Here is a 21,337-nt window from a genome sequence, read left to right on the forward strand (position 1 = left end):
TCGTGGATGAGCAACAAGCACGCCAGCGCCGGCGCGAGGTCGGCCTCCCGCGCTCTCGCCTCAGGCTGCGCGGCCGCGCGAGAGCCGGAATGCATGCGTGATCGCCGCCTGCAAATTCGCGCAGGTGACGAAGCCCGAGAAGTCGGCGCCGATGTCCACGAGGGTGCGCGCCACCTCGGAGCGAATGCCGCTCAAGATCATCTGCGCGCCGAGCAGGCGCACGGCGTGCGCGGTCCGGACGAGCGCGGCCGCCACCTGTTCGTCGAGGTCGACCACGCCGGTGACGTCGAGGATGGCCACGCGCACGCGCCCGCCGCTGATGCCCGTGAGGAGCACCTCGAGCACCCGGTCGGCGCGGTTCGCGTCGATCGCGCCGATGAGCGGCATGGCCACGACATCGTCGCGGATCGGGACCAGGGGCGTGGAGAGCTGGCGCAGGCGCTCCTCGCTGGTCTGCAGCGCCTCGAAGGCCCGCTTCTGCTCGGTCATGTCGAGGATCTGCGAGATGAAATGGACCGGCGCGCCGTCCTCGTCGCGCACGAGGGCGACGTGGAGCAGGACGTGGATGATCGAGCCGTCCCGGTGGATGTACCGCTTCTTGAGCTTGTAACGCGGGATCTCGCCGCGGATGGTCTTGCCGACGAGCTCGATGTCGGTCTCCAGGTCATCGGCGTGCGTGATGTCCTGGAAGCGGAGCGCGAGGAGCTCCTCGGGCGTGTATCCGAGCATCTCGGCGAGCGCGCGATTGACGCTGATGAACCGCCCTTCGAGGCTGACGGTGGTCAGCCCGATGGGCGCGCAGTCGAAGATCTGCTGGAATCGCTCCGCGTTGAGGTACCGCTCCCGGTCGGCGAGCGCGTGTTCCTCGATGAGCAGGCGCGCCTCCTCGACCTGGGCGCGGAGCGCCTGGTTCTCGGCGAGCAGCTCGGTATTGCGGCGCTCCAAATCGGCGTAACTGGGCGCACTGTGGCTGAGGATGTTGGTGCTCATGGTCCCGGTGCGGCGAGGAATGTCAGCCCAGGATACACCCCCTTGCGCGCCTCAGGAACTGTCTGAATTTGTAATGTTTAATACGACATGATCTGCGGTTGCAGAAGCCGTGTGGTGTTACTTTCTGCCAAACCATTGACGGCGATGGCGATTGCAGAAGGACTGGAATTCCTATGTCCGCAAAATCGCCCCGCCTCCGACCGCGTCCACGACGCGCACCCCGCCCGGGGGAAAGCCGATCGCCACGAGCCGCGGCGCGCCCTTGGGTTGCGTATGATAACGCTTCCACACGGGCGAGACACCGCCGCCGTGCCGTCGGAAGACCTCCCGCTCGGTGACGAGCCAAGGGACGCCCTCGTCGTCGAGGCCCATCGCCACGGGAATGCCCTCCGCCTCGGAGGCCTCGACCGCGGAGCCGGCACGATCGAAGCGCATCACGATGCCCACGCCCGCGGCCCACGCCTCGCCCTCGGCGCCCGCCACGCAAAGGAGCAAGGCGGGTTTGTCGTTCAAGCTCGCCGCGGAGGAGCGGACCTCCTGATCGTATCCAATCCACAAGGCGCGCGCCTTCTTGCCGCGCAAGCTGCCCGCGACGAAGAAGCCGAGCGGGCCCGAGGCAATCGCGGAGACCTCGCCGCCGAGCGGCAAGAGCAGCGGTTCGGCCCAGCGCACGCCGTCATTCGAGAGCCAGAGCTCCGGCCCGCCCTCGCCCGCGTCGGCCGTCACGACCCCGAAGGCGCGGCCGTCGCCGAGCGCCGCTACGATCGGACCGACGGGCCCCTCGTCCGCGCGCCGGGGCAACGTGCCCTGCACGAACGATTCGCCGCGCTGCAGAAGGACGTGGGCCGGGCCCACGAGCGCAATGCCGCCGCCCGGGCCACGCACGAGCCAACGCGACGCGGCGATCTGCGCTCGATAAGGCCGGGGGACGTCGACGGAGAAGGTGCGCGGTTCCTTTTTGGACAAACCATGCAGCTCGCTGCCCGAGCGCGCGAATCCCCAGGGGCCCGGGAGGAAGACGACGCCGTCTGGCGAAAGGAGGAGCGGCTTTTCGCTCGTGGTCCGCGGCGGCGCGAGCGCGTCCATCGCCGCGAACACCTCCTCCTCGGACGGCAGAATACGCGTCTTGCGGAACGAGGTCATCGGCTGGTGCTCGCGCGCCGCGATTTCGATCCACCGCGCCGCGGCCGCTTCGAGGGGCGGGAGCAGCGCCTCGGCGAAGGCGTCGATCGAGGGGAATCGCGGCGGCGAGCCCTCGAACATGGATGCGCCGAGCAATTTGCGGGCGTGTGGCTCGTAAAACGTGGCGCCGTCGAGTCCCCACGTCCCCTCGGGCAATACCGGCGAGGCGCCCTGCCGGAGCGCGAGATCGATCGCGCCGAGGAGCTCCTCCGCCGCCAGAAAGCCGCGGTGGAGCTTCTTCGCCGTGCGCAGGCTGCGACGCTCGCCCACGTACCACGAAGGCATCGAGCGGCACCACTCCTCGCCCGTGAGCATGAACCAGATCGTGGAGGCGAGCGCGTGCACGTCGGTCCACGGGCCGACGAGCGGATTGCGCCGCGCGGGGGCAACCGACGAGAGCGCCTGCTCGGGGCCGCCATACCCGAGCGTGATCCCCTGCACCGTGGCGAGCGTGAGGCCGTCGACACGCGCGATGCCGCAATCGGCGATCTTCGGCGTCTCGTCGTCGAGCGGGCCCGCGACGAATACGTTGTCGGGCTTGAGGTCCCGGTGGAGGATGCCGAGGCCGTGGAGGACGCGGACGCCTTCGAGCATGCCACGCGCGAGGCGAAACGCGCGCACTGGATCCACACCCGTCTCGCGGGCCTTGTACACGCGGTCGGTGAGCGTCGCGCCCTCGCTCGACGCTTCCACGTATTCGAGCGCGATCCAGGGGAGCACGAGGGGCGATTCCCCTTCCAGTGCGACGAGGGCGCTGCCGTGCCCGTAATAACCGATCACGAATTCGCTGGGCGGGACGAGGTTCTTCACCCGATCGAGCGCCTCGATCTCGCGCTGGGCGAGATCCCGGCTCGTCATGCCCATCTGCGAGAGGCCCTGCTCGGTCCCCGGCTTGACGAGCTTCACCGCGACCCGCGAGGGCGCGAGCTCCGAGAGCCCGGGCGCCGCAAAATCCGCGTCACGCTCGGCGAGGAATACGGCGGACATTCCGCCGGAGCCGAGCCACTGCACGAGGGAGAGGCCCGAGGGCTCGCCGGTCTCGGGGTCGACGAGCGCAGGTTTGTCGTCGGCGAGATCGGTGAGCTCGAGGTCGGTGCACCGCAGAACGGGAATCATGAGCCGCCCGCACGATACCTTGCCGCGCGGCGTCAGGGAAGCCGGTTCAGAAGCGCATCCGGCCTTCGATCACGAGCACCGCGCCCCCCGCGAGCAGGACGCGATCGCCGGCGAGCGTACAGTCGAGCTCGCCCCCACGCGCGCTCACCTGCCGCGCCCGGAGCCGCGCGCGGCCGAGCGTGGAGGCCCAGAGGGGCACGAGCGTGCAATGCAGCGATCCCGTCACGGGATCCTCGGGGACGCCCTTCGCCGGCGCGAAGAAGCGCGACACGAAATCGACGTCCGCGTCGATTCCCGTGCCTTTTGCAGTGACGCCCACCGCGAACGTCTCGAGCGCCGCGATCTTCGCCATGTCGGGCCGGAGCGCGCGCACGTCCTCGGCGCTCTCGTAGACGGCCACGATGTCACGCGCGGCATGGGCCGCGATCGGCCGCTTGCCAAGCGCCTCGGCGAGCGCGTCCGTCACGTGCGTGGGCGCGGGCGGGCGCGCGGGCAGGTCGATCGAGAGCAGGCCCTCGGCGCGTCGCACGACGAGCTGGCCGCTCCGCGTGTGGAACGAGACGAAAGGGAGGTCCGGCGAGAGGAGCTCGAGGACCACGTATCCCGCGGCGAGCGTGGCGTGTCCGCAGAGGTCGACCTCGACCGAGGGCGTGAACCAGCGCAGCTCGTGGCGCTCGTCCTTCCGCACGATGAATGCGGTTTCCGAGAGGTTGTTCTCCGCGGCGATCGCCTGGAGCGTCTCGTCGGGGAGCCACGCGGGCAGGGGACACACGGCCGCGGGGTTGCCGGCGAAGGGGCGGAGCGTGAAGGCGTCGATCTGGTAGAGCGGGATCTCGGTCACGGGTCTCCTCCGAAAAGACGTTTACCATGATACGTCGGAGCAGACACCGGCCGCATTCGCGCGGAGGGCGAGCGCCTCGGGCACATGCGCCCCGTGCACCGGCAAACGTACGACGAATTCGCTGCCCTTGTCCTTGCCGTCGCTATGGGCCGTGACGCTCCCGCCGTGGAGCGTGACCATGCTGCGCACGATCGCGAGCCCGAGCCCGAGCCCGAGCCCGCCTTGCGAGCGGTCGAGCGCTTGTTTTTCCTGGGTGAAGAGGTCGAAGACCTGCGCGAGCATCTCCTTCGCGATCCCGATGCCGCTGTCCTTCACACGCAAAACGACGTCCGCGTCCTCGCGCGAGGCCGTCACCACGATCCGCCCGCCGGGCTCGGTGTATTTCGCCGCATTCGTGAGGAGGTTCGAGACGACCTGCGCGAGCCGCCGGGGATCCCCATGCACGGCGAGCCCCTCGCGCGGGACCGTGAGCGTCAGGCGGTGCGCTCGTTGCTCGAGGAGCGGGCTCACCATTTCGACGGCCCGCCCCACGACCTCGCTGAGCTCGATAGGCTCGCGGGAGAGCTCCACCATGCCGCGCGTGATGCGCGAGACGTCGAGCAGGTCGTCGACGAGGCTCACGAGGTGCCGGACCTGCCGCTTGATGACCGTGACTTCTTTTTCGGCGCCGGAGGCGCCCCGCATTTGCAAGAGCTCGAGCGCGGTCACGATCGGCGACAAGGGGTTGCGCAATTCATGGCCGAGCATGGCCAGAAATTCGTCCTTGGCGCGGTCGGATTGCTCGGCCCGCCGGCGCGCCTGGTTCGCCTCTTCATAGAGGCGCGCCCGATCGAGGGCGATGCCGAGCTGACGCGTGACGTCGTCGAAGAGGGCGCGCTCGTGCGAAGCGAAGGTCCGCTCGTCGTGGTAACCAAAAGCGACCGCGCCGAGCCTGCGGCCGCCGGCACTGATCGGGAGGACGGCAAGGGCCCGAGGCGTCGAGGCGACCGCCGGAGGGAATCGCTCGGCGATGGCATGGGGCGTCGAAAGAAACGAGGCGGTCCCAGCCTGGAATGTCGCGACGAGTGGCTCCGTGTCCTCGATGCGATCCCCGAGAAAGCGAAGCTCGGCCATCTCCGCGTCGATGAGCGCGAGGGCGCAGAAATCGGCGCCGACGCTGGCCCGGATGTCGCGGTCCATCACCTGCGCAATGGCCGCAGGATCGCCCGCTTCGGAGAGCGCCGCCGTGATGGTTTGCAGGCGCGCGAGCTGCTCGGCGATCCTCCGTGCGGCGTGCTCCTTTTGCGTGAGCTCCTCGAAGGCCGGCTCCGCCGCCGCGCTCGCCCCTGCACCTTCCGCGAGGTGTGCGAGCGCGGCCGTGGCGCACTGCACGGAATCCCACGAGCCAGTGCGGCGGGCGAGCGCGATGTCGTGATTGCGGACGACGTCGAGGATTGCGTCGGGCGCGCAGCGGCTGAGCGAATACGTACAAACCGCGATGATCCGCCGGCCGTGGAATCCCTGGTGGACGCAGGCCTCGTAGGAGACGAAACTGTCCCAGTCCTTGGGCTCGACGAAACTCGTGTTTCCGGTGAGGCGGAGGCCGGAGAAGCCGCGGCGAAGGGCCTCGGCTTCGCGATCGAGCCAGCGCTGCAAGACGGCATCCTGGGAGAGGTTTCCCTCGCGGAGATACCAATCCGTGTGGTCCAGGATCTCCAGTTGGCCCTTGCGCTCGTAATCTTCGAGGTTGGGAACCACGGCGCGGAGGGCCTCGCGCGCCTCGGCCGCCCGCAGGGGCTCTGCGGCGATCCAGAGGCACTGCTGGCCATGGGCGAGCCCGAACTGGAAGTAGGGGATCAGCGTGTCGAGAAGCTCCTTTTGGCCCCGATAGAACTGGCAGACGTGCGCGCCTCACGGCAGCTCGCCGAGCGGAGGAGCCCCAGCGGAAGCCGCGCGCAGCGTCGTTTTGGGCATCGGGACAGCCATGGGAGAATGGTACGGAAATACCAAGAGCCCGGCAACGCCCATATTTGGCAAAGGGGCTCCAGGTTCTCCGGTGATGGGCGTCCTTCCTAAAGGCCCGCGCTTTTCGAAGGGGGCGCTGTACGCTTTGTCATGAATGTCGGGGTAGCGAGCGAATGTACGAGGTCAAAGGGTTGACGGCGAGGCGCGTTTGTCGAACACCATGACCACGTCGGCCCCCGGGAGAGCGACCTCCACTCCGGTTTGTCCGGCATGCACCACGTCCTCGAACGATTGCCCTGTTTCGAGGTCGATGGTCGTGCGATGGTAGGCGCCTTCGTCGAGACGAGCGCCGAGGATACGAATGCTCCTCGGGGAAGCGGCCGTGATCCGGATCGTCAGCCAATTTCGCTCCCCGAGCGCGAGTGCGGGCGAGGGCGGGATGACGACGATGGGGCGGCTCTCGGCGCGAGGATGAAGGGCCAGGCGGCTTCTGTCGAGCACTTTCGCCGCGGTCCGAAATTCGCCGTAAAGATCATGCTTTTCGACGAGATCCCAGTACCAGAACATGGGCGTGCCGGCCTGATTGCGGAGCATGCCGGCATAGATGGCGTCGCGGACGAAGGCACGAAGGTTCACCTGCGCGGGGTGCGACGGGCCGATCTCGCCAAAAAAGGCCGGCGCGCGGGTCGGGAGCCAGCCGAGGCGCGCGAAGAGCGTGACGGCGTCCGTGTAGAGGTGGGGTTGGAGGAAGTCCATGGCGCGCCACGTCGACGGCGGCGCGAGCAGCGCGCTCGTGGTCACCGGATGGCCGTAGGGATCGAGGGCGCGGATGTAGTGCGCCATTTCGTCGTGCCACGCCGTGATGTCCGAGAATCGCCCGGCGAACGAGGCATCCGTCCACTCGACCTCGTTCCAGAGCTCCCAGGCGAAGAGGGACGGCGAATGCGAGAAGCGGGCGACGGCGTGGCGGAGCCACATTTTCATGCGCCGCTTCGCCTCGGCGTCCGCGAAGACGTCGGCCGCGTCCGTCAAGAAGCCGCCGCGGGCCGCATTCCACGGATGATCGGGCCAGTTCGGGTTGACGAGGGTGCTGAAGGATCCGTGATTGAAGAGGACCATTTGCATCGAGATGCCCGCCTTTTCGCAGGCCCCGAAGAGGGCATCCCATTTCGCGAGCGCCGGCGGCCAGAGACGATCCCGCGGCGCCGCCGGATCATCCACGGGCCAGAACGGGTTTTTCCCGTCCCAGGAGCTCGCCCAGATGCGCGTCCACTGGATCCCGGCCGCGCCCATGCGCGCGAGCTGCTCGGCCATGGGCGGCATGTCCGGCATCTGCCAGCCGAGATTGAAGCCGAGCGGGTAATACGGCGTGCCGTCGTCCCACACGAAGCGGTTTGGATTGCGCGCGTCGATGCGGAGGAAGCCGCGCGGCAGGCGGTCGTCGAGACGAACGTACGCACTCCGGGCCTCGATGGGCTGGAGGACCCCATTGCGATAGAGGAGCGGGCGATACGGCCCGGGCCGCGGCGCGACGAGGACGGCCGCGTAGGCGGAGGTCCCGTCCGGGTACGCGATACGCTCGAAGCGCTCGCCGTTCGCAGAGATGAAGACGACGCGGACGTCGTTTTCTTCAGGATCGTAGGGATTGCCCGGGAACGCCGCCTCGAATCGCGCGACGGCGGGGCCGTACCAGGTCGTGGGGAGATCCACGACGGGATCGGCGAGGGCGGGCGGCGCGGGGACCATGGTCTCCGCGAACCGTAGGGCCCGCCCGTCCGGATCGAAAGTCGGCCTTCTCGTCGTTCAGCGCGTCGCGACGAAGCCGAAGCTCGTGGCCTGGCCCGGCGCGAGGGTGGCATTGTGTGCGGCGCCGACGAAGTGTGTCGTGCCGTCCGTCACCGTATAGCCCGCATTCCAGATGTTGTCGATCGTGCCGTCGACCTGCATCGGGATGGACCAGGTGAGGCTTTCTTTTCCGATGTTCGTGACCTCGACCGTGAGCTGATACCCGCTGCCCCAATCGCTGTCGACGGTGGTCGCCACGACGTACGGGAGCGTGGGGCCGGGATCACCGCCGCCCGCGCCCGCGCCGCCGGAGCCGGTGGGATCGCCACCTCCCGCGCCGCCGGCGCCGGAGCCGCCCGCGCCCGTGGGATTGCCGCCGGGCTCCGGGGGATCCGCGACGCGCTCGGTGAAATGCGAGGTGCGCGTGAGCGCGACGAGGAGGTCGAGGACACGGAGGTTTCCTTTCTGGAATTCGTCCGCGACCTGGCTGGAAAGGCAAGCGAGCCGGCCCTCGTCGAGCTGTCCGTACGCATAACGAAGCCACGAGCGCGCATAACAACCCTGCGCGTCGGCGCTGCCCGCGAGGACGGAGGCGAGCTCGGGGACACCCACGAACGAGCCCGTGGTGGACGGGGCCGAGAGGATCTCGCCAGAGGCGTCGATCGGCAGGCCATTCTCGTCGGCGCGATACCGGCCGATGCCATCGAAATGCTCGAAGGCGAAGCCGATGGGGTCGACGAGGTCGTGGCAGCTCTTGCAGAGCTCGACGGTGGTGTGCGCCGCGTAGCGCTCGCGGGTGCTCTTCGTCGGATCGACAGGCGGCGGCTCGGCGACGACGCCGGGCGGCGGCGGCGGCAAGGGCTGGCAAAACAGGCGTTCGCGGACGAGCTTGCCGCGATGGACGGGCGAGGAGCCGGCCGGTTTTCCGTGCGTGGCGAGGACGCTGCCGTGCGAGAGGATGCCGGCGCGGCCGGAGCCTTCGAGCTCGACCCTGCCGAAATCGTTTTCGCCCCCGGCGCCCGCGGGCGCGGGCAAACCGTAATAAGCCGCGAGTTTCGGGCTCACGAAGGTGTAGGGGGCATCGAGCAGCTCCGCGATCGTGCCTTCACCATTGCGGATGACGTGGCGCACGAAGATGCGCGTCTCCTCGATCATGGCGGCGCGGATCTCGGCGTTCCATTCGGGGTAGGTGGCGGAGTCCTTGGGCGCGGCTTCGATCCGATCGAGCTCGAGCCAGGCAATGGCGAACCGCTCGAGGATCTCGTCGCTCCGGGGATCCTCGAGGAGGCGCTTGGCCTGGGCCTCGATCTGCTCCGGCGTGCCGAGCGCATTCGCGTCGGCGGCGGCGAAGAGCTCGTCGTCCGGCATCGTGCCCCAGAGCATGTAGGAGAGCTCGGTGGCGATCTCGTAGGGGGTCAAACGAACGCGGCCACCCTCGCTGGTGACGGATTCGTCGCCGAGCTCGGTGCGATAGAGGAAATGCGGCGACTGGAGCATGGCCGTGATCACGGCCTCGATGCCCTCGTTGAAGCCCTCCTTGGAGGCGATCGTCTGGTAGAGCGCGAGGTAACGCTTGCTGTCGTCTTCGCTGAGCGGGCGGCGGAAGGCGCGCTTGCCGAACGTCTCGACGAACGTCTTCGCGCAGGCCTCGGGGCCGGCGGCGACGGGGTCGCACGGCAGGATGCTCGAAGGGTTCGTCAGGGCAAGCGTTGCGATCTCCTCGGCGGCGCGGCGGACCTGGTCGGCGAAGAGCGGGCTCACGCGGAGCGCGTCTTCGTTGTTGTCGAAGCCGCCGATGACGATGTCGGGGACGAAGGAGGCGCCCCATTGCGACTCGATGCCGAAGAGCTCCGCGATCGTGGCGTCGTATTCGCCGCGGGTGAGGCGCCGGAGGACACGCGGTCCTGGCTGCACGGTGGTGCAAGCGGCGGACGGCGCGGCGCAGCCTTCGCCGCGGGTTGTGCGCGTGATGAAGAGCGAGAGCGTCGCGTAATCAGGGCTGCCCGGCTCGACGATGGTGCCGCCGGGGTGGCCATTCGGGTGCTGGCCCGAGGGGCGCGAGAGGAGGACCGAGACGCCAGCGGGCTGGTCGACGGCGAGCGCGCGAGCCACTTCGAGATTCTTTTCGAGGGCGTCGGGCTCGCTCCGCGGCGTGAGGACGAGGCGGCTCTTGCCGGCCATGCCCGTCGCGCTGTGGCAGACGAAGCATTTCTTTTCGAGCAGGGGCTCGTAGATGTTGTTCTCGAAGAACGCGAGGTCGTCCGGACAACCGACTACGCCGGGCGCCCCCTCTTTTTCGTCTTCCCCGCCGAGGCAGCCGGCGAAGGCGGCCGTGAGGGCGAGGGCGCCCGTGATCCGGATCGAATTCGAGCGAAGGAAAGTGCGCAGCATGGCCATGGCTCCCACGTTTCTAAAAAAGGGTTTCACGCGAAGAGCTCCGGCAGGGGACCCGAGCCTTTTGCCGGATCGCCGAAGGTCTTGTTGTCGAGGCCGAGGGCGTGGCAGACGGAGACGAGGAGGCGGTTGTGCGGCGCGCCGCCGAAGCTCAGATACCGGCCCGTGGAGAGGCCGCCGCCGCCCGCGAGGACGAACGGCACGGACTTGCAATCGTGGAGGCGGCTGTCGCCGAGCTCCTTGCACCAAAGGACGACGGTGGAATCGAGGAGCATGCCGCCCTGCGGATCGGGCGTGGTGGCGAGGCGCTCGAGGAGGTAGGCGAACTGCTCGGCATACCAGCGCTCGGTGGCGATGAACTCGGCGACGCCCTTGGAGTTACTGTCGTCGCTGTGGGAGAGGCCGTGGTGGCCCTCGGCGACGCCGAGCCAGCTCATGACGACGGGCCCGACGGTGTGGTTCCATTGCACGGACGCGACGCGCGTCATGTCGCAGGCGAGCGCGAGGACGAGCAGATCCATCTGGGATTTGCCGATCGTGGGGAACGCGTCGTTATCGTAGGTGCCGACCGAGGGCGGGGCCGCGGGCGGGGCGCAGAGCGGGCCTTCGAGGCCGGATTCGAGTTTCTTCAGGGATTCGAGGTGCTCGTCGAGTTTCTCGCGCTCCTGCGAGCCGACGCGGCCGCGCAAGGTGCCGAGCTCGCCGCGGAGCAGGTCGAGGATGCTCTTTTTGCGGGCGAGGGCCGCGTCGAGCTCCCCCGGACCGCCGACGGCGTCGCCGAACATGCGGGTATAAACGCTCTTCGGGCTGTCGTCGGGCGGGACGAACTGGCCGGGGCCCGCGTAGGAGATGCGGGTCTGGATGCCGCCGCCCCAGGCGCTCGTCTGCACGCCGAGCTCGAGGGAGGAGAATCGATCGTTCTGGCCGATGCGGGAGGCGACGTATTGATCGAGGCTCTTGCCCGCGGTCTCCGTGCCGACGGTGCCTCCGCCGGTGAGCATGGCGCCCATGCCGGCTTCGTGGTTGTCGACGCCGTGGAAATCGATGCCGTCGCACACGATGAGGCGGCTCTTGTGCGCGGCGAGCGGCTCGAGGATGCTGCCCGCGGGGAACGAGAAGTTCGACCCGCTGCCGCTCGGGCGCCAGTGCTTGTGAATGGTGCCGTTTGGCGAGAAGAACACGACGAGGCGACGGGCCGGCGTCGCGTTTTCGGCGCGAATATCACGCTCGAGGAGGCCGAGGACGGGGGCGGCGACGAGGGCCGCGCCCATGCCCGAGAGGAAGCGTCGACGGTTCCAGTGCTTCATGCCCCGGCCCCATCGCAACGGGCATGCCGGGGCGAGAGGATCAGGAAATCGGCCGGAAACGAAGCGCCCGGGGGAGAGGGGTGATCCGCTCGTTCATGGGGGGGTGATCGGGGCCATCACCCTGGCGCGGGACGATCCGTCGAACGGGAGGGGGCCGCCGAAGAAGGCCGCGGCGCCGCCGGGCAGGGGCGTGATGGCAAAGGCGGTCGTGGGGGTTTTTCCGGGCGAATTCTGGGGGCGGGTGAACCAGAGGACCGTGGCGACGCCCAGGGAGACGACGGACACGCCGAGGGAGACGTTGGCGAGAATGAGCTTGGTACGTACGGGATCGACGAGGTCGTCCGTACAGCGCGGCGCACAGGTCCTGTCGAGGTGATCGTAATCGCTCTTCGCGCTCACGGCGAGGCCGGTGAATGCCGCGGCGCCCGCGAGGGCCACGCCGCCGAGGACGAGGGGCGCGAGGGGAAGGGGGCGCGGCGGAGGCGCGGCGGGCGCAGGGGTTTTGGGCGGAGGAGGCGCGGGGGGCGTGAATCGAACGGAGAGGCGACGGCGGTGTTCGCCTTCGCGGAGGACGATTCGCTCCTCGACGAAAGGGGCGCCCGGCCACTCGTAACGGAGGCGGTGTTCGCCGGGATCGAGGGGGATCGCTTTGCCGTCGAGGGACGCGGCGAGCTCGCGTTCACCTTCGAGGACGCGGACGTTGGTGAGGTCCTGGCCTTCGGGGCCGCGGGCCTCGAGGACGATGGAGGGGGTGCGCTCGTCGAGGTCGGCGAGCCAGTCGGCGCAGTCCTTGCGGATGATGGGCGGACAGGCTTCCGCGGCGCAAGCGAGGAAGCGCTCGCGCGCGGCGAGGAGCTTGCCCTGGTCGCGCAGCTCCTGGCCTTGCTCGGAGGCGTCGGCGCAGGCCTGTTTTTGCTCGTCGGAGGGCCCCGGAGGCGCGGCCGCCGCGGCGCGCGGGCAGGCCCCGACGAGGCCCGCGAGGGCAAAGGGAAGGAGGCAAAGGGGCGCTTGGGAGGGACGCATGGCGCGAGGTCGACGACGGCGGATCCTTCTTTCCTACCGCTCGTGTCCGCCGGCGTCGAGCCTTCCGGTCGAAGCGCCCCGCGGCAGGCCGCGAAGAAGCCGCGCACGAAAGCGCGCGCGCAAAACCTTGCCGCCGAGGAGGCGCCGCCGCATGGAGAGGGACCAACCGGAAACACCGAGGAGAGGTGTGATGGCAAGCGAAGGCGAAGGCGAAGGAACGAGGGACGTGACGGCTCCACCGGAGCCCTCGGCGTTCCACCATGCCTACGAGGAGGGCGTGCACGCGCCCTGGGACATCGGCCGGCCGCAAGCGGACATCGTGGCGCTGGCGGAGGCGGGGGCCTTCCACGGCGACGTGCTCGACGTGGGCTGCGGGCCGGGCGACAACGCGATTTTCCTCGCGGCGCGGGGGCACGCGGTGACGGGGCTCGACATGGTGGAGAACGCGCTTTCGAAGGCCCGGACGCGCGCAGAGCGGAGCTCCGTGCCCGTGCAATTCGTGCGCGGCAATGCGCTGGAGCTCGAGATGCTCGGGCGGACGTTCGATACGGTGCTGGATTCGGGGCTGCTCCACGTGTTCGGCAGCGAGATGCGTCCGCGATACGTGGAGAGCCTTTCGCACGTGGTTCGTCCGGGCGGCATGTATCACGCGCTCGTTTGGAGCGACAAGGAGCCGGGCACGGAGGGGCCGCGGCGGCTCTCGGAGGCGGATCTTCGCGCGGCATTCGCGTCCGGCTGGAAGGTGCGGCAGATCCGGCCGGCGCGGTTCGAGCACATGCTCGGCGGCAAGGGATACGCGGAGGCGTGGCTCGTGTCGATCGAGCGGACGGAGTAATCGATTCCGCCCGCGGCCCGGGCTCGCCCGACCGCGCCGCGGCACGTCCCCTGCAATGCCGGCCTCGTCGGGGGCTCGCATGGTGGCACGATTTACGCGGCGCACGTTCATCGGTTCGGTCGGCGTGGGCCTCGCGCTCACCGCATGTGCATCCACGCGAGACAATGGCGGCGGGTCGGGTTCATCGGATGCGCCGCCGCGCGGGCCGCGTCCCGGCGCGCCGCGAGAAGGGGACATCCCGCTCCCGGCCGGCGCGACGATGCCGACGCGTGTGCTCGGCCGGACGGGCGAGCGCGTGAGCGTGGTGGGGCTCGGGGGGTTCCACGTCGGGATGCAAAAAGACCCCCAGGAGAGCATCCGCATCATCCGGATGGCGCTGGATCACGGGGTCAATTTCCTGGACAACTGCTGGGATTACAACGACGGCGAGAGCGAGCGCCGCATGGGTGTGGCACTCCAGGATGGATACCGGCAGAAGGCGTTCCTGATGACGAAGCTCGACGGCCGCACGCGGCAATCGGCGGCCGAGCAGCTCGATCAATCGCTGAAGCGGCTGCGCACGGACGTGATCGATCTCGTGCAGATCCACGAGGTGATCCGCGGAAGCGATCCGGCGCGGGTCTTCGGGCCGGACGGGATGATGGAGGCGCTCTTCGCGGCGAAGCAGGCCGGAAAGCTGCGGTACATCGGTTTTACCGGGCACAAGGATCCGGCGTACATGGTGGCCATGCTGAAGGCGGGGTTCGAGCACGGGTTCACGTTCGACACGGTGCAGATGCCGCTGAACCCGATGGATGCGCATTACAAGAGCTTCGAGAAGGATGTCTTGCCGGTTCTCGTGGAGCACGACATCGGCGTGCTCGGAATGAAGCCGCTGGCGTCGGGGATCCTGCTCGAGAGCGGCCTGGTGAGCGCGCCGGAATGCCTGCGGTATGCGATGTCCTTGCCGACGTCAGTGGTGATCACGGGCTGTGACACGGCGGGCGTGCTGGAGCAGGCGCTGCATACGGCCTATACGTTCGAGCCGTTGCGCAAGGAGGAGAAGGAGACGCTGCTCGCGCGGACGGCGCCGGCGGGCCGGAGCGGGCAGTACGAGCCGTTCAAGAATACCGAGCGCTTCGACGGGACCGAGAAGAACCCGAAGTGGCTGACGACCGCGGAGCTCTGAATTGCGCGGCAGGGGCTTGTTCGGGTAGTCTCGCAGCCGCCATGATGAACCCCTTCACCCAGGTCTCGACGAATCGCTCTTTCGGCGGCCACCAGAAGGTGCTGCGGCACGAATCACGCGCGCTCGGCTGTAGCATGAACGTGGGCGTCTACCTGCCCCCGCAGGTCGAGTCCGGGCGTTGCCCGGTGCTCTACTGGCTCTCCGGGCTCACGTGCACGGAGCAGAACTTCGTGACGAAGGCAGGCGTGCAGGAGCACGCGGCGCGGCACGGGATCATCGTGGTCGCGCCGGACACGAGCCCGCGCGGCGAGGGCGTGGCGGACGATCCGGCCTACGACCTCGGGCAAGGGGCCGGGTTTTACGTGGACGCGACCGAAGAGCCGTGGGTGCGGCATTATCGGATGCACCAATACGTGGCCGAGGAGCTGCCGGCGCTCGTGGAGGCGCACCTGCCGGCGCTCCCGGACCGTCGGGGGATCTTCGGGCATTCGATGGGCGGGCACGGCGCGCTCGTGCTCGCGCTGAAGCATCCGGGCCGGTATCGATCGGTGTCGGCATTTTCGCCGATCGTGGCGCCGAGCCGGGTGCCCTGGGGCGAAAAAGCGCTCTCCGCGTATCTCGGCGCGGACCGGGAGGTGTGGAAGGCGTGGGACGCGACAGCGCTCGTGCGCGAGGCGAAGGAGCGGCTTTCGATCCTGATCGATCAGGGGGACGCGGATCAATTCCTCGCGCGGGAATTGCAGCCGGAGCTGTTCCGGGAGGCGTGCGAGGCCGCGGGGCATCCGCTGACGCTGCGGATGCAGCCGGGGTATGACCACAGCTATTACTTCATCGCGACGTTCATGCGCGACCACGTGGAGCACCACGCGGCGGCGTTGCGATGAGTCCGATCCCGCCTACCAGGCGGCTCACTTGAAGACGCAGGAAGTGCCCCCGAGCCACTTGATGAAGATGTTCGAGTATTTGTGGTAGGCGCCCGGCTCGCTGGTCCCCTTGTAACGCATATCGTCGCGGTCGTGGCTCGCCTGGCAGTCGGACGCGAACAGCTTCCACGTCGCGACGCCCCCGTCCGAGACCCAGTAGGTGAGCTTGGTCTCCCAGGGATCCGACGGCGTCTCCTTCTGGAACGCCTCGAACAGCGTTTGGCCATTACACGAGAGGACGTGCTCCTTGGCCGCGCACGCGGTGGCGTACGGCGGACCGTAGTCGTCCGCGACCGGGTTGGTGCTCGCCGTGTGCTGGTGCGCCGTCACGGTGTCGGAGCTCGTCCAGAGGTGAAGCGAGCAATCGGCATAGTCCTCGACGTACTCCTCGATGAACGGGACGAAGGAGTTGTTCCAGCCGTACGTATAGGACCACTCGGTCGGGTTGTCGCAGTAGTAGCTCCCCACCATCGTCATGGGCGACGGCGTCTTCGGGACGCCGAGCGTGAACGGCTTCAGCGGCCGGTACTCCTCCATCGTGCGGGCGCCCCGATCGACGGCTGCGACGAGCTCGTCGGGCAACGCCATGTTCTCGGGTGCCACGGCGCGCAGGACCTCGGTGGGCGTCGTGTACGTATCGAGCACGCTCACCGCGCTCCCATCGGCGGGGAGCTCTTCCAGGACGCCCGTTTTCCCATTGCCCATGGCGCAGAACACGTACGTGGCGCCGGAGCGGGCATGCACCACGGCGAGGGTCTGATCCCCACACGGGGCGCTGTTGTCGCGGGCCTCCGGCTCCGGGAGGGCGCGCGCAGACGGCCCGTAGAAATCACCGTCGCCATTGAGCCGAGCGGACTCGGTATCGGCCATCGTCGGGACGAACGCCTCGTTCTCCGAGGTGTCCACGCCGACGCAGGCCATCGTGGAGGCTGCGAGAAGCAGGGGGAAGGTCAATGCGAGGCTGCCGGCCTTGGTGAGGGTCGTCTTGCTCATTGGAATCGTGCTCCCGGTTGTGGCCATTGCATCGTGGCCCGTGTGACCGAGTGCATCGCAACGAGCGTGCCGGAGCGCGTGACCCGTCGAAGAAGCCGATTTCCGAGGCGCGCGCGCGCCGGCAGGGGAGCGTTGTCACGCCCGCGTGACGGCGGGCGTCACGGCGGCGTACCAGTGTCACGACCGCGCAACAGGGTCGTCCTCTACCGCCTCGGATCGACCTGTTTCCCACGGGCGCGACGTAAAACCTCCTCGGCCACGAAGGCGGCGACATCCGAAGGCTTCGTGCCGGGGCCGAAGCCGCCTTCGTAGCCGAGCTCGAGCGCGAGCTTGTTGTCGATGCGCGGACCGCCGAGCAGCAGCAGGAAGTTGTCGCGGACGCCTTGTTTCTTCAGGAGATCGATGAGCGCCGCCGCGTTTTCCTTGTGGCAGTTGCGCTGCGTGATGACCTGCGAGACGAGGATCGCGTCGGCCCCGAGCGCCTTCGCGCGCTCGGCGAGCTCGACGTTCTCGACCTGCGCGCCGAGGTTGTGCGCGTCGAAGCACTTGTAGCTCTCGAGGCCCTTTTCCCCGGCGAATCCCTTGTAATTGAGGATCGCGTCGATTCCGACGGTATGCGCGTCCGAGCCGGTGCAGGCGCCGACCACGACGATCTTGCGGCCGAGCTCCTTGCCCATGGCCTCGATCTGCTCGCGGGAGAGCGGCTTCGCGGCGAGCTCGGCGACGTCGATGGTGTCGACGTCGATCTGGTGCGCGGAGTGCCCGTACGCCACGAAATACGTGTGCTGCTGCGAGCATTGCTCCATCGTGGTGATGAGCGGGTCTTTCAGGCCGTGGGCCTCGGCGAAGCGCTTCGCCGCCTCCCGCGCGCGATCCCCGGGCAGGAGCGCGAGCGTGAAGGTCATTTGCACCATCCCGTCGCCTTCACGGTCTCCGTAAGCGCGTAGCCATTTCGCCATGGTCAGCGGCCTCCTTCGAGCTCGTCGAGGATCGGGTTCAAATACTCGGGATCACGCGCCACCACGCCGGCGTGCCCCTTTCCGCCCGTGCGCTTGCGCTTCACGTCGCCGAACGCGCCCCGGCCGATCGCGTCCCAGATGCCTTCGCCCTTCACCTGGGCCAGAAGCTCGTGCGCGTTGTGCAGCACCTCCTTCGCGCGCCGCTCCACGATGCCGCCGGGCTTCCACTGGATCTCGTCGCCGAGGTGCCTGGCCGTGCCGAAGATGTATTTCGCGCTCTTCAACGAGAGGAATCGGTCCATGAGCAGGGGCGTGTGGATCGCCTCGCTGAACATGCCGAGCAGCTCGATCGACTGGTGCGTCATGATGCCCGCGAGGTTGAACATCGCGTCGTGCACGTGGCTGTGGAAGACGTCGCCCGTCTTGAATTTCGTGGGCGGCATCCACTTGATCGGGTGCTTGTCGAAGATCTGCCGAATGAGCTGGGCTTGCGCGACCTCGAAGAGGAAGCTGTCCTCGAGCCAAGGGTCGATCTCGAATGCGTGCCCGAGGCCCATCTGCTCGTCCGAGAGCCCCGCCCGCCGCGCGAACGCCTCGTTGATGAACTGCGAGGCGAGCACGGTGTGGGCTTTTTCGACCGCGTCCGCCGTCGTGAGGTAATTGTCCTCGCCCGTGTTGATGACGATGCCGCTCCTCGCCACGATCCGGCGCGAGAAGTATTGATCGACGAACGTCCGCTCCATGTTGATGTCGCGGAAGAGGATCCCGTACATCGCGTCGTTGAGGAGCATGTCGAGCCGCTCGACCGCCGCCATCCACGCGATTTCGCTCATGCACAAGCCCGACGAGTAGTTCGTCTGGGCGAGGTATTTGCCGGTCTCCTCGCTCGCCTCGTCCGCGGCCTTGCGGATGATGCGGAAGTTCTCCTGCGTGGCGTACGTCCCGCCATACCCCTCGGTCGTCGGGCCCTCGGGCACGTAATCGAGGAGCGATTGCGCCGTCGCGCGGATGACCGCGACGATGTCCGCCCCGGCGAACTTCGCGGCCTTGGCCTGGACCGCGTCGTCGTAGATGTTGCCGGTCGCGACGATGACGTATTTGAGCGGGAGCTCGGGCTCGGGGAAGCGGCTCTTGAACCGCGTGCGCGCGTGCCGAGCTTCGTCGATGCGGGCGATCGCCTTCTGCGTTTCGAGCTCGAGGGCGCCGCGGCATTCGTTCGTGGTGGGGCCGCCCTCGACGTCGAGCGAGGCGCCGCCGTAGGCGATCTGCTCGGCCGCCTCCTGCGCGGAGCTCGCGCCTTCGACGAGCGCGCGTCCGAGGAAGTAGGCGACGCCGCGGCCCGTGTGCCCCGCCTTGTGGATGCGGTCGACGAGCGCGTTCGCGAGCGGCGTGCCCTCGGGATCCGCGCCCGTGACGCCGTAGGCGCGCGCGACGGTGCGCTCGAGGCCCACGGTGGTGTGGCGGTCGATGAAGCGCTGGACGTCGTCGGCGATCGCGGCCGCCGCTGCGCGGCACGCGTCGACGGTCGCGTGATCGAGGGGGACCTTGGCCATGGCGCTCCGAGATGGCGCGGATGGGGTCGATTGTCAATGACGCGCGCTCGGGCCCGGAAGCCGCGCCGCAGCGCGTGATCCGAGGCCTCATCGAGCGAGCGGCGCGATGGTAAGCTGACGCCGTGCACGTCTCCGCGAAACCCCCGCTCGCCGTGGCAAAGCTCGTCTGGCAGCCACGCCCGGACGCCTTCGTGATGACGGTCCTCTGCAAGGCCACGTACGCGCTGCGAAACGGGCCGTGCGAGCTCCTCGGTACGCCGGACGCGCCGCAGACGATCGACGTGTACTGGCAGGATGGTTCGCCGCGCAGCATCCGCCTGCCGAACGATCTCGCGCCGTTCAAGCGGCACGTGGACGTGATGGTCGTGGGGCATGCGTGGGCGCCCCATGGCCAGGCCGTGCCGTCGCTCGTCGCGCGTCTCGCGGTGGGCGGCGTGAACAAGGCGATCGTGGTGTACGGCGATCGGTACTGGCTGCCGGAAGGGAGGCTTTCGGACGCGGTGCCGTTCACGCGGATGCCTCTGCGTTGGATGCGCGCGGCGGGCGGGCCGAGATCGTGGAATCCCGTGGGGATCCCGCCGTGCGTCGATGCGACGACGCCGGGACATCCGCCGAATTTCGAGCCGGTGGGTTTCGTATTGCGGAGCCCCACGCAGGAGATTCCGTCGGTCGGGCTCGGGCCGATCGCGGCGCGGTGGCCGACGCGCGCCGAGCACCTGCGCGCGCATCGCAATGCGTGGTCGCACGAGGCGTGGCACGAGCAGCCGCTGCCCGCGGGCGTGGATGCGTCGTACTGGAACGCGGCGCCGAAGGACCAGCAGATCACCGAGCTTCCGGCCCAGGCGCAGATCCTCCTCGAACACCTGCACCCGGAGCTGCCGCGGATGATCGCGGTGGTCGAGGATATCCGGCCGCGAGCGATGGTGACGCGGAGCGGGGGCGGCCCGCAGGAAGTGTGGTTGCGCGCGGATACGCTGCTGATCGATACGGATCGAGGGGTCTGCAGCGTGACGTGGCGCGCGGCGGTGCCGCTCCGGCACGCGAAGGAAGATGGGGTCGTCGTGGTTGCGCCGACGCGGGGGATCGCGGCGGCGAGTGTCGTGCCGAGTGTCGTGCCGAGCCCGGCGCCGAGCGTCCCGCCAAGCGTTCCGCCGAGTGTCCCGCAGGCCCCGGCGATGCCCGAGAGGCCTCGCGGCCCACGCACGATCACGATGCTGACCGACACGGCCCCGAAGCCTGCGGCCGCGCTTCCCTTCACGCCCTCGAGCACGCCGGCGATGCCTCCGCCCGAGCCGCGGCGTGAACGCCCGCCCGTGTCGTTCACGCGGGACGACGACGAGCCGACGCTGACCGGAAACGTGAGCAAACCCGAGGGGTTTTCGACCCTGCCGTTCCAGCGCTCGCCGCTGCGCCCGCTCCCGGAGAGCCATCCGGCGCCCGCGCCCGCCGTGGCGAAGACCCTGCCGCTGATCGATCCGGACGACGATGGGACCGAGACGCGTGTCCCGGAGGCGAGGGCCGTGGCGGCCGCGCCGCTGCCATTCGTCGCGGCGGGCGCAATCGATCCGGACGACGATGGCACGCGGACGCTCGTCCCCACGGCGAAGCCCGCGGCGTCGCCCGCGCTGCCCTTTCGCCCAGCCACGCCGGCCCCGGCGGCGGACGAGCCCGAGCCGGAGACCGAGCGAAAGCCGAAGATTCCGCCCGATGCAGCGCTGCCGTTCGGAAAACCGAGCCCCACGGCGACGCCGCTCTTCGTCCTCTCGGCGCCGGGAGCCATGGTCACGCCGTCGGGAGCCATGGTTACGCCGTCGGGAGCCATGGTTACGCCGTCGGGAGCCATGGTTACGCCGTCGGGAGCTATGGTTACGCCGTCGGGAGCCATGGTCACGCCGTCGGGAGCCATGGTTACGCCGTCGGGAGCCATGGTTACGCCGTCGGGAGCCATGGTCACGCCGTCGGGAGCCATGGTTACGCCTTCGGGAGCCATGGTTACGCCGTCGGGAGCCATGGTCACGCCGTCCGGAGCCATGGTCACCTCCCCGAGCGCAGCCGCGCCGCGCGGGGAGCTCTCGATCGAGCGATATGCGCGGATCAAGGTCGATCTCTGGGGCGCGCGCGACGCGCTGCACGAGGTGCTTTCGCGCTACGGAATCGACGAGGTCGCGTGGCGCGTGCACGAGCGGCAGCAAGCAGAAGCACTCGCGGGCGAGGCGCGCGAGGGCCGCTGTGACCTCGCCCTCGCGCTCTGCGCCGCGTTCGAGGCCGCAAAGGCCCCAGGCGTCGCGCCGCCACCCCTCGGCGGGATCGCGTGATGCGCGAGG

15 protein-coding genes and 1 pseudogene are annotated in these 21,337 nt (G+C 68.8%); 4 read left to right on the plus strand and 12 right to left on the minus strand.

The window, feature by feature from the left end; all coding sequences use genetic code 11:
• Positions 1-60 precede the first annotated feature (60 nt).
• The 9 genes and pseudogenes from KEG38_RS08865 to KEG38_RS08905 form a co-directional block, all read right to left on the minus strand.
• The gene (locus KEG38_RS08865; RefSeq protein WP_272418679.1) at positions 61-990 is read right to left on the minus strand and encodes an STAS domain-containing protein; all 930 of its coding nucleotides are present in this window, start codon (positions 988-990) and stop codon (positions 61-63) included.
• Positions 991-1,161: 171 nt separating this feature from the next.
• Positions 1,162-3,288, minus strand: a complete 2,127-nt coding sequence (locus tag KEG38_RS08870; RefSeq protein WP_272418680.1) for a serine/threonine-protein kinase — start codon at positions 3,286-3,288, stop codon at positions 1,162-1,164.
• A gap of 46 nt (positions 3,289-3,334) precedes the next feature.
• Positions 3,335-4,129 carry a PhzF family phenazine biosynthesis protein gene (locus tag KEG38_RS08875; protein WP_272418681.1) on the minus strand — a complete coding sequence of 265 codons (795 nt, stop codon included), beginning with the start codon at positions 4,127-4,129 and terminating at the stop codon, positions 3,335-3,337.
• Between the two features lie 21 nt (positions 4,130-4,150).
• Positions 4,151-4,702 (minus strand): sensor histidine kinase, encoded by a 552-nt coding sequence (locus KEG38_RS55985; protein ID WP_372518168.1) that lies wholly within the window; start codon positions 4,700-4,702, stop codon positions 4,151-4,153.
• 12 nt (positions 4,703-4,714) lie between these two features.
• Positions 4,715-6,001 (minus strand): annotated as a pseudogene (locus tag KEG38_RS55990) (MEDS domain-containing protein); the annotation flags it as partial.
• A gap of 255 nt (positions 6,002-6,256) precedes the next feature.
• Positions 6,257-7,819: a glycoside hydrolase 5 family protein gene (locus tag KEG38_RS08890; protein WP_272418682.1), complete on the minus strand. Its 1,563-nt coding sequence runs from the start codon at positions 7,817-7,819 to the stop codon at positions 6,257-6,259.
• A gap of 57 nt (positions 7,820-7,876) precedes the next feature.
• Entirely contained in the window at positions 7,877-10,255 is a 2,379-nt protein-coding gene (locus KEG38_RS08895; RefSeq protein WP_272418683.1) for a DUF1592 domain-containing protein, read from the minus strand.
• Positions 10,256-10,281: 26 nt separating this feature from the next.
• The gene (locus KEG38_RS08900) at positions 10,282-11,559 is read right to left on the minus strand and encodes a DUF1552 domain-containing protein (protein ID WP_272418684.1); all 1,278 of its coding nucleotides are present in this window, start codon (positions 11,557-11,559) and stop codon (positions 10,282-10,284) included.
• 93 nt (positions 11,560-11,652) lie between these two features.
• Positions 11,653-12,582 carry a hypothetical protein gene (locus KEG38_RS08905; protein WP_272418685.1) on the minus strand — a complete coding sequence of 310 codons (930 nt, stop codon included), beginning with the start codon at positions 12,580-12,582 and terminating at the stop codon, positions 11,653-11,655.
• 190 nt (positions 12,583-12,772) lie between these two features.
• On the opposite strand from KEG38_RS08905, the gene KEG38_RS08910 reads away from it, so the two are divergent.
• From KEG38_RS08910 to fghA, 3 genes are all read left to right on the plus strand, one after another.
• Positions 12,773-13,417: a class I SAM-dependent methyltransferase gene (locus KEG38_RS08910; protein ID WP_272418686.1), complete on the plus strand. Its 645-nt coding sequence runs from the start codon at positions 12,773-12,775 to the stop codon at positions 13,415-13,417.
• Between the two features lie 79 nt (positions 13,418-13,496).
• Entirely contained in the window at positions 13,497-14,585 is a 1,089-nt protein-coding gene (locus KEG38_RS08915; protein ID WP_272418687.1) for an aldo/keto reductase, read from the plus strand.
• Positions 14,586-14,626: 41 nt separating this feature from the next.
• Positions 14,627-15,469, plus strand: a complete 843-nt coding sequence (gene fghA, locus KEG38_RS08920) for an S-formylglutathione hydrolase (protein ID WP_272418688.1) — start codon at positions 14,627-14,629, stop codon at positions 15,467-15,469.
• A gap of 24 nt (positions 15,470-15,493) precedes the next feature.
• Here the strand turns inward: fghA and KEG38_RS08925 are convergent, their stop codons facing one another.
• From KEG38_RS08925 to kamD, 3 genes are all read right to left on the minus strand, one after another.
• Positions 15,494-16,501: a hypothetical protein gene (locus KEG38_RS08925; protein ID WP_272418689.1), complete on the minus strand. Its 1,008-nt coding sequence runs from the start codon at positions 16,499-16,501 to the stop codon at positions 15,494-15,496.
• 203 nt (positions 16,502-16,704) lie between these two features.
• Positions 16,705-17,460 (minus strand): lysine 5,6-aminomutase subunit beta, encoded by a 756-nt coding sequence (gene kamE, locus KEG38_RS08930; protein WP_272418690.1) that lies wholly within the window; start codon positions 17,458-17,460, stop codon positions 16,705-16,707.
• A 2-nt stretch (positions 17,461-17,462) separates the two neighbouring features.
• On the minus strand, positions 17,463-19,013 hold the full coding sequence (gene kamD / locus KEG38_RS08935; protein WP_272418691.1) for a lysine 5,6-aminomutase subunit alpha: 1,551 nt from the start codon (positions 19,011-19,013) through the stop codon (positions 17,463-17,465).
• Positions 19,014-19,135: 122 nt separating this feature from the next.
• On the opposite strand from kamD, the gene KEG38_RS08940 reads away from it, so the two are divergent.
• Positions 19,136-21,328, plus strand: a complete 2,193-nt coding sequence (locus tag KEG38_RS08940; protein ID WP_272418692.1) for a DUF2169 family type VI secretion system accessory protein — start codon at positions 19,136-19,138, stop codon at positions 21,326-21,328.
• The last annotated feature ends 9 nt before the right edge of the window (positions 21,329-21,337 follow it).

The sequence above is a fragment of the Polyangium jinanense genome, assembly GCF_028435265.1.
Lineage (GTDB): Bacteria > Myxococcota_A > Polyangia > Polyangiales > Polyangiaceae > Polyangium > Polyangium jinanense.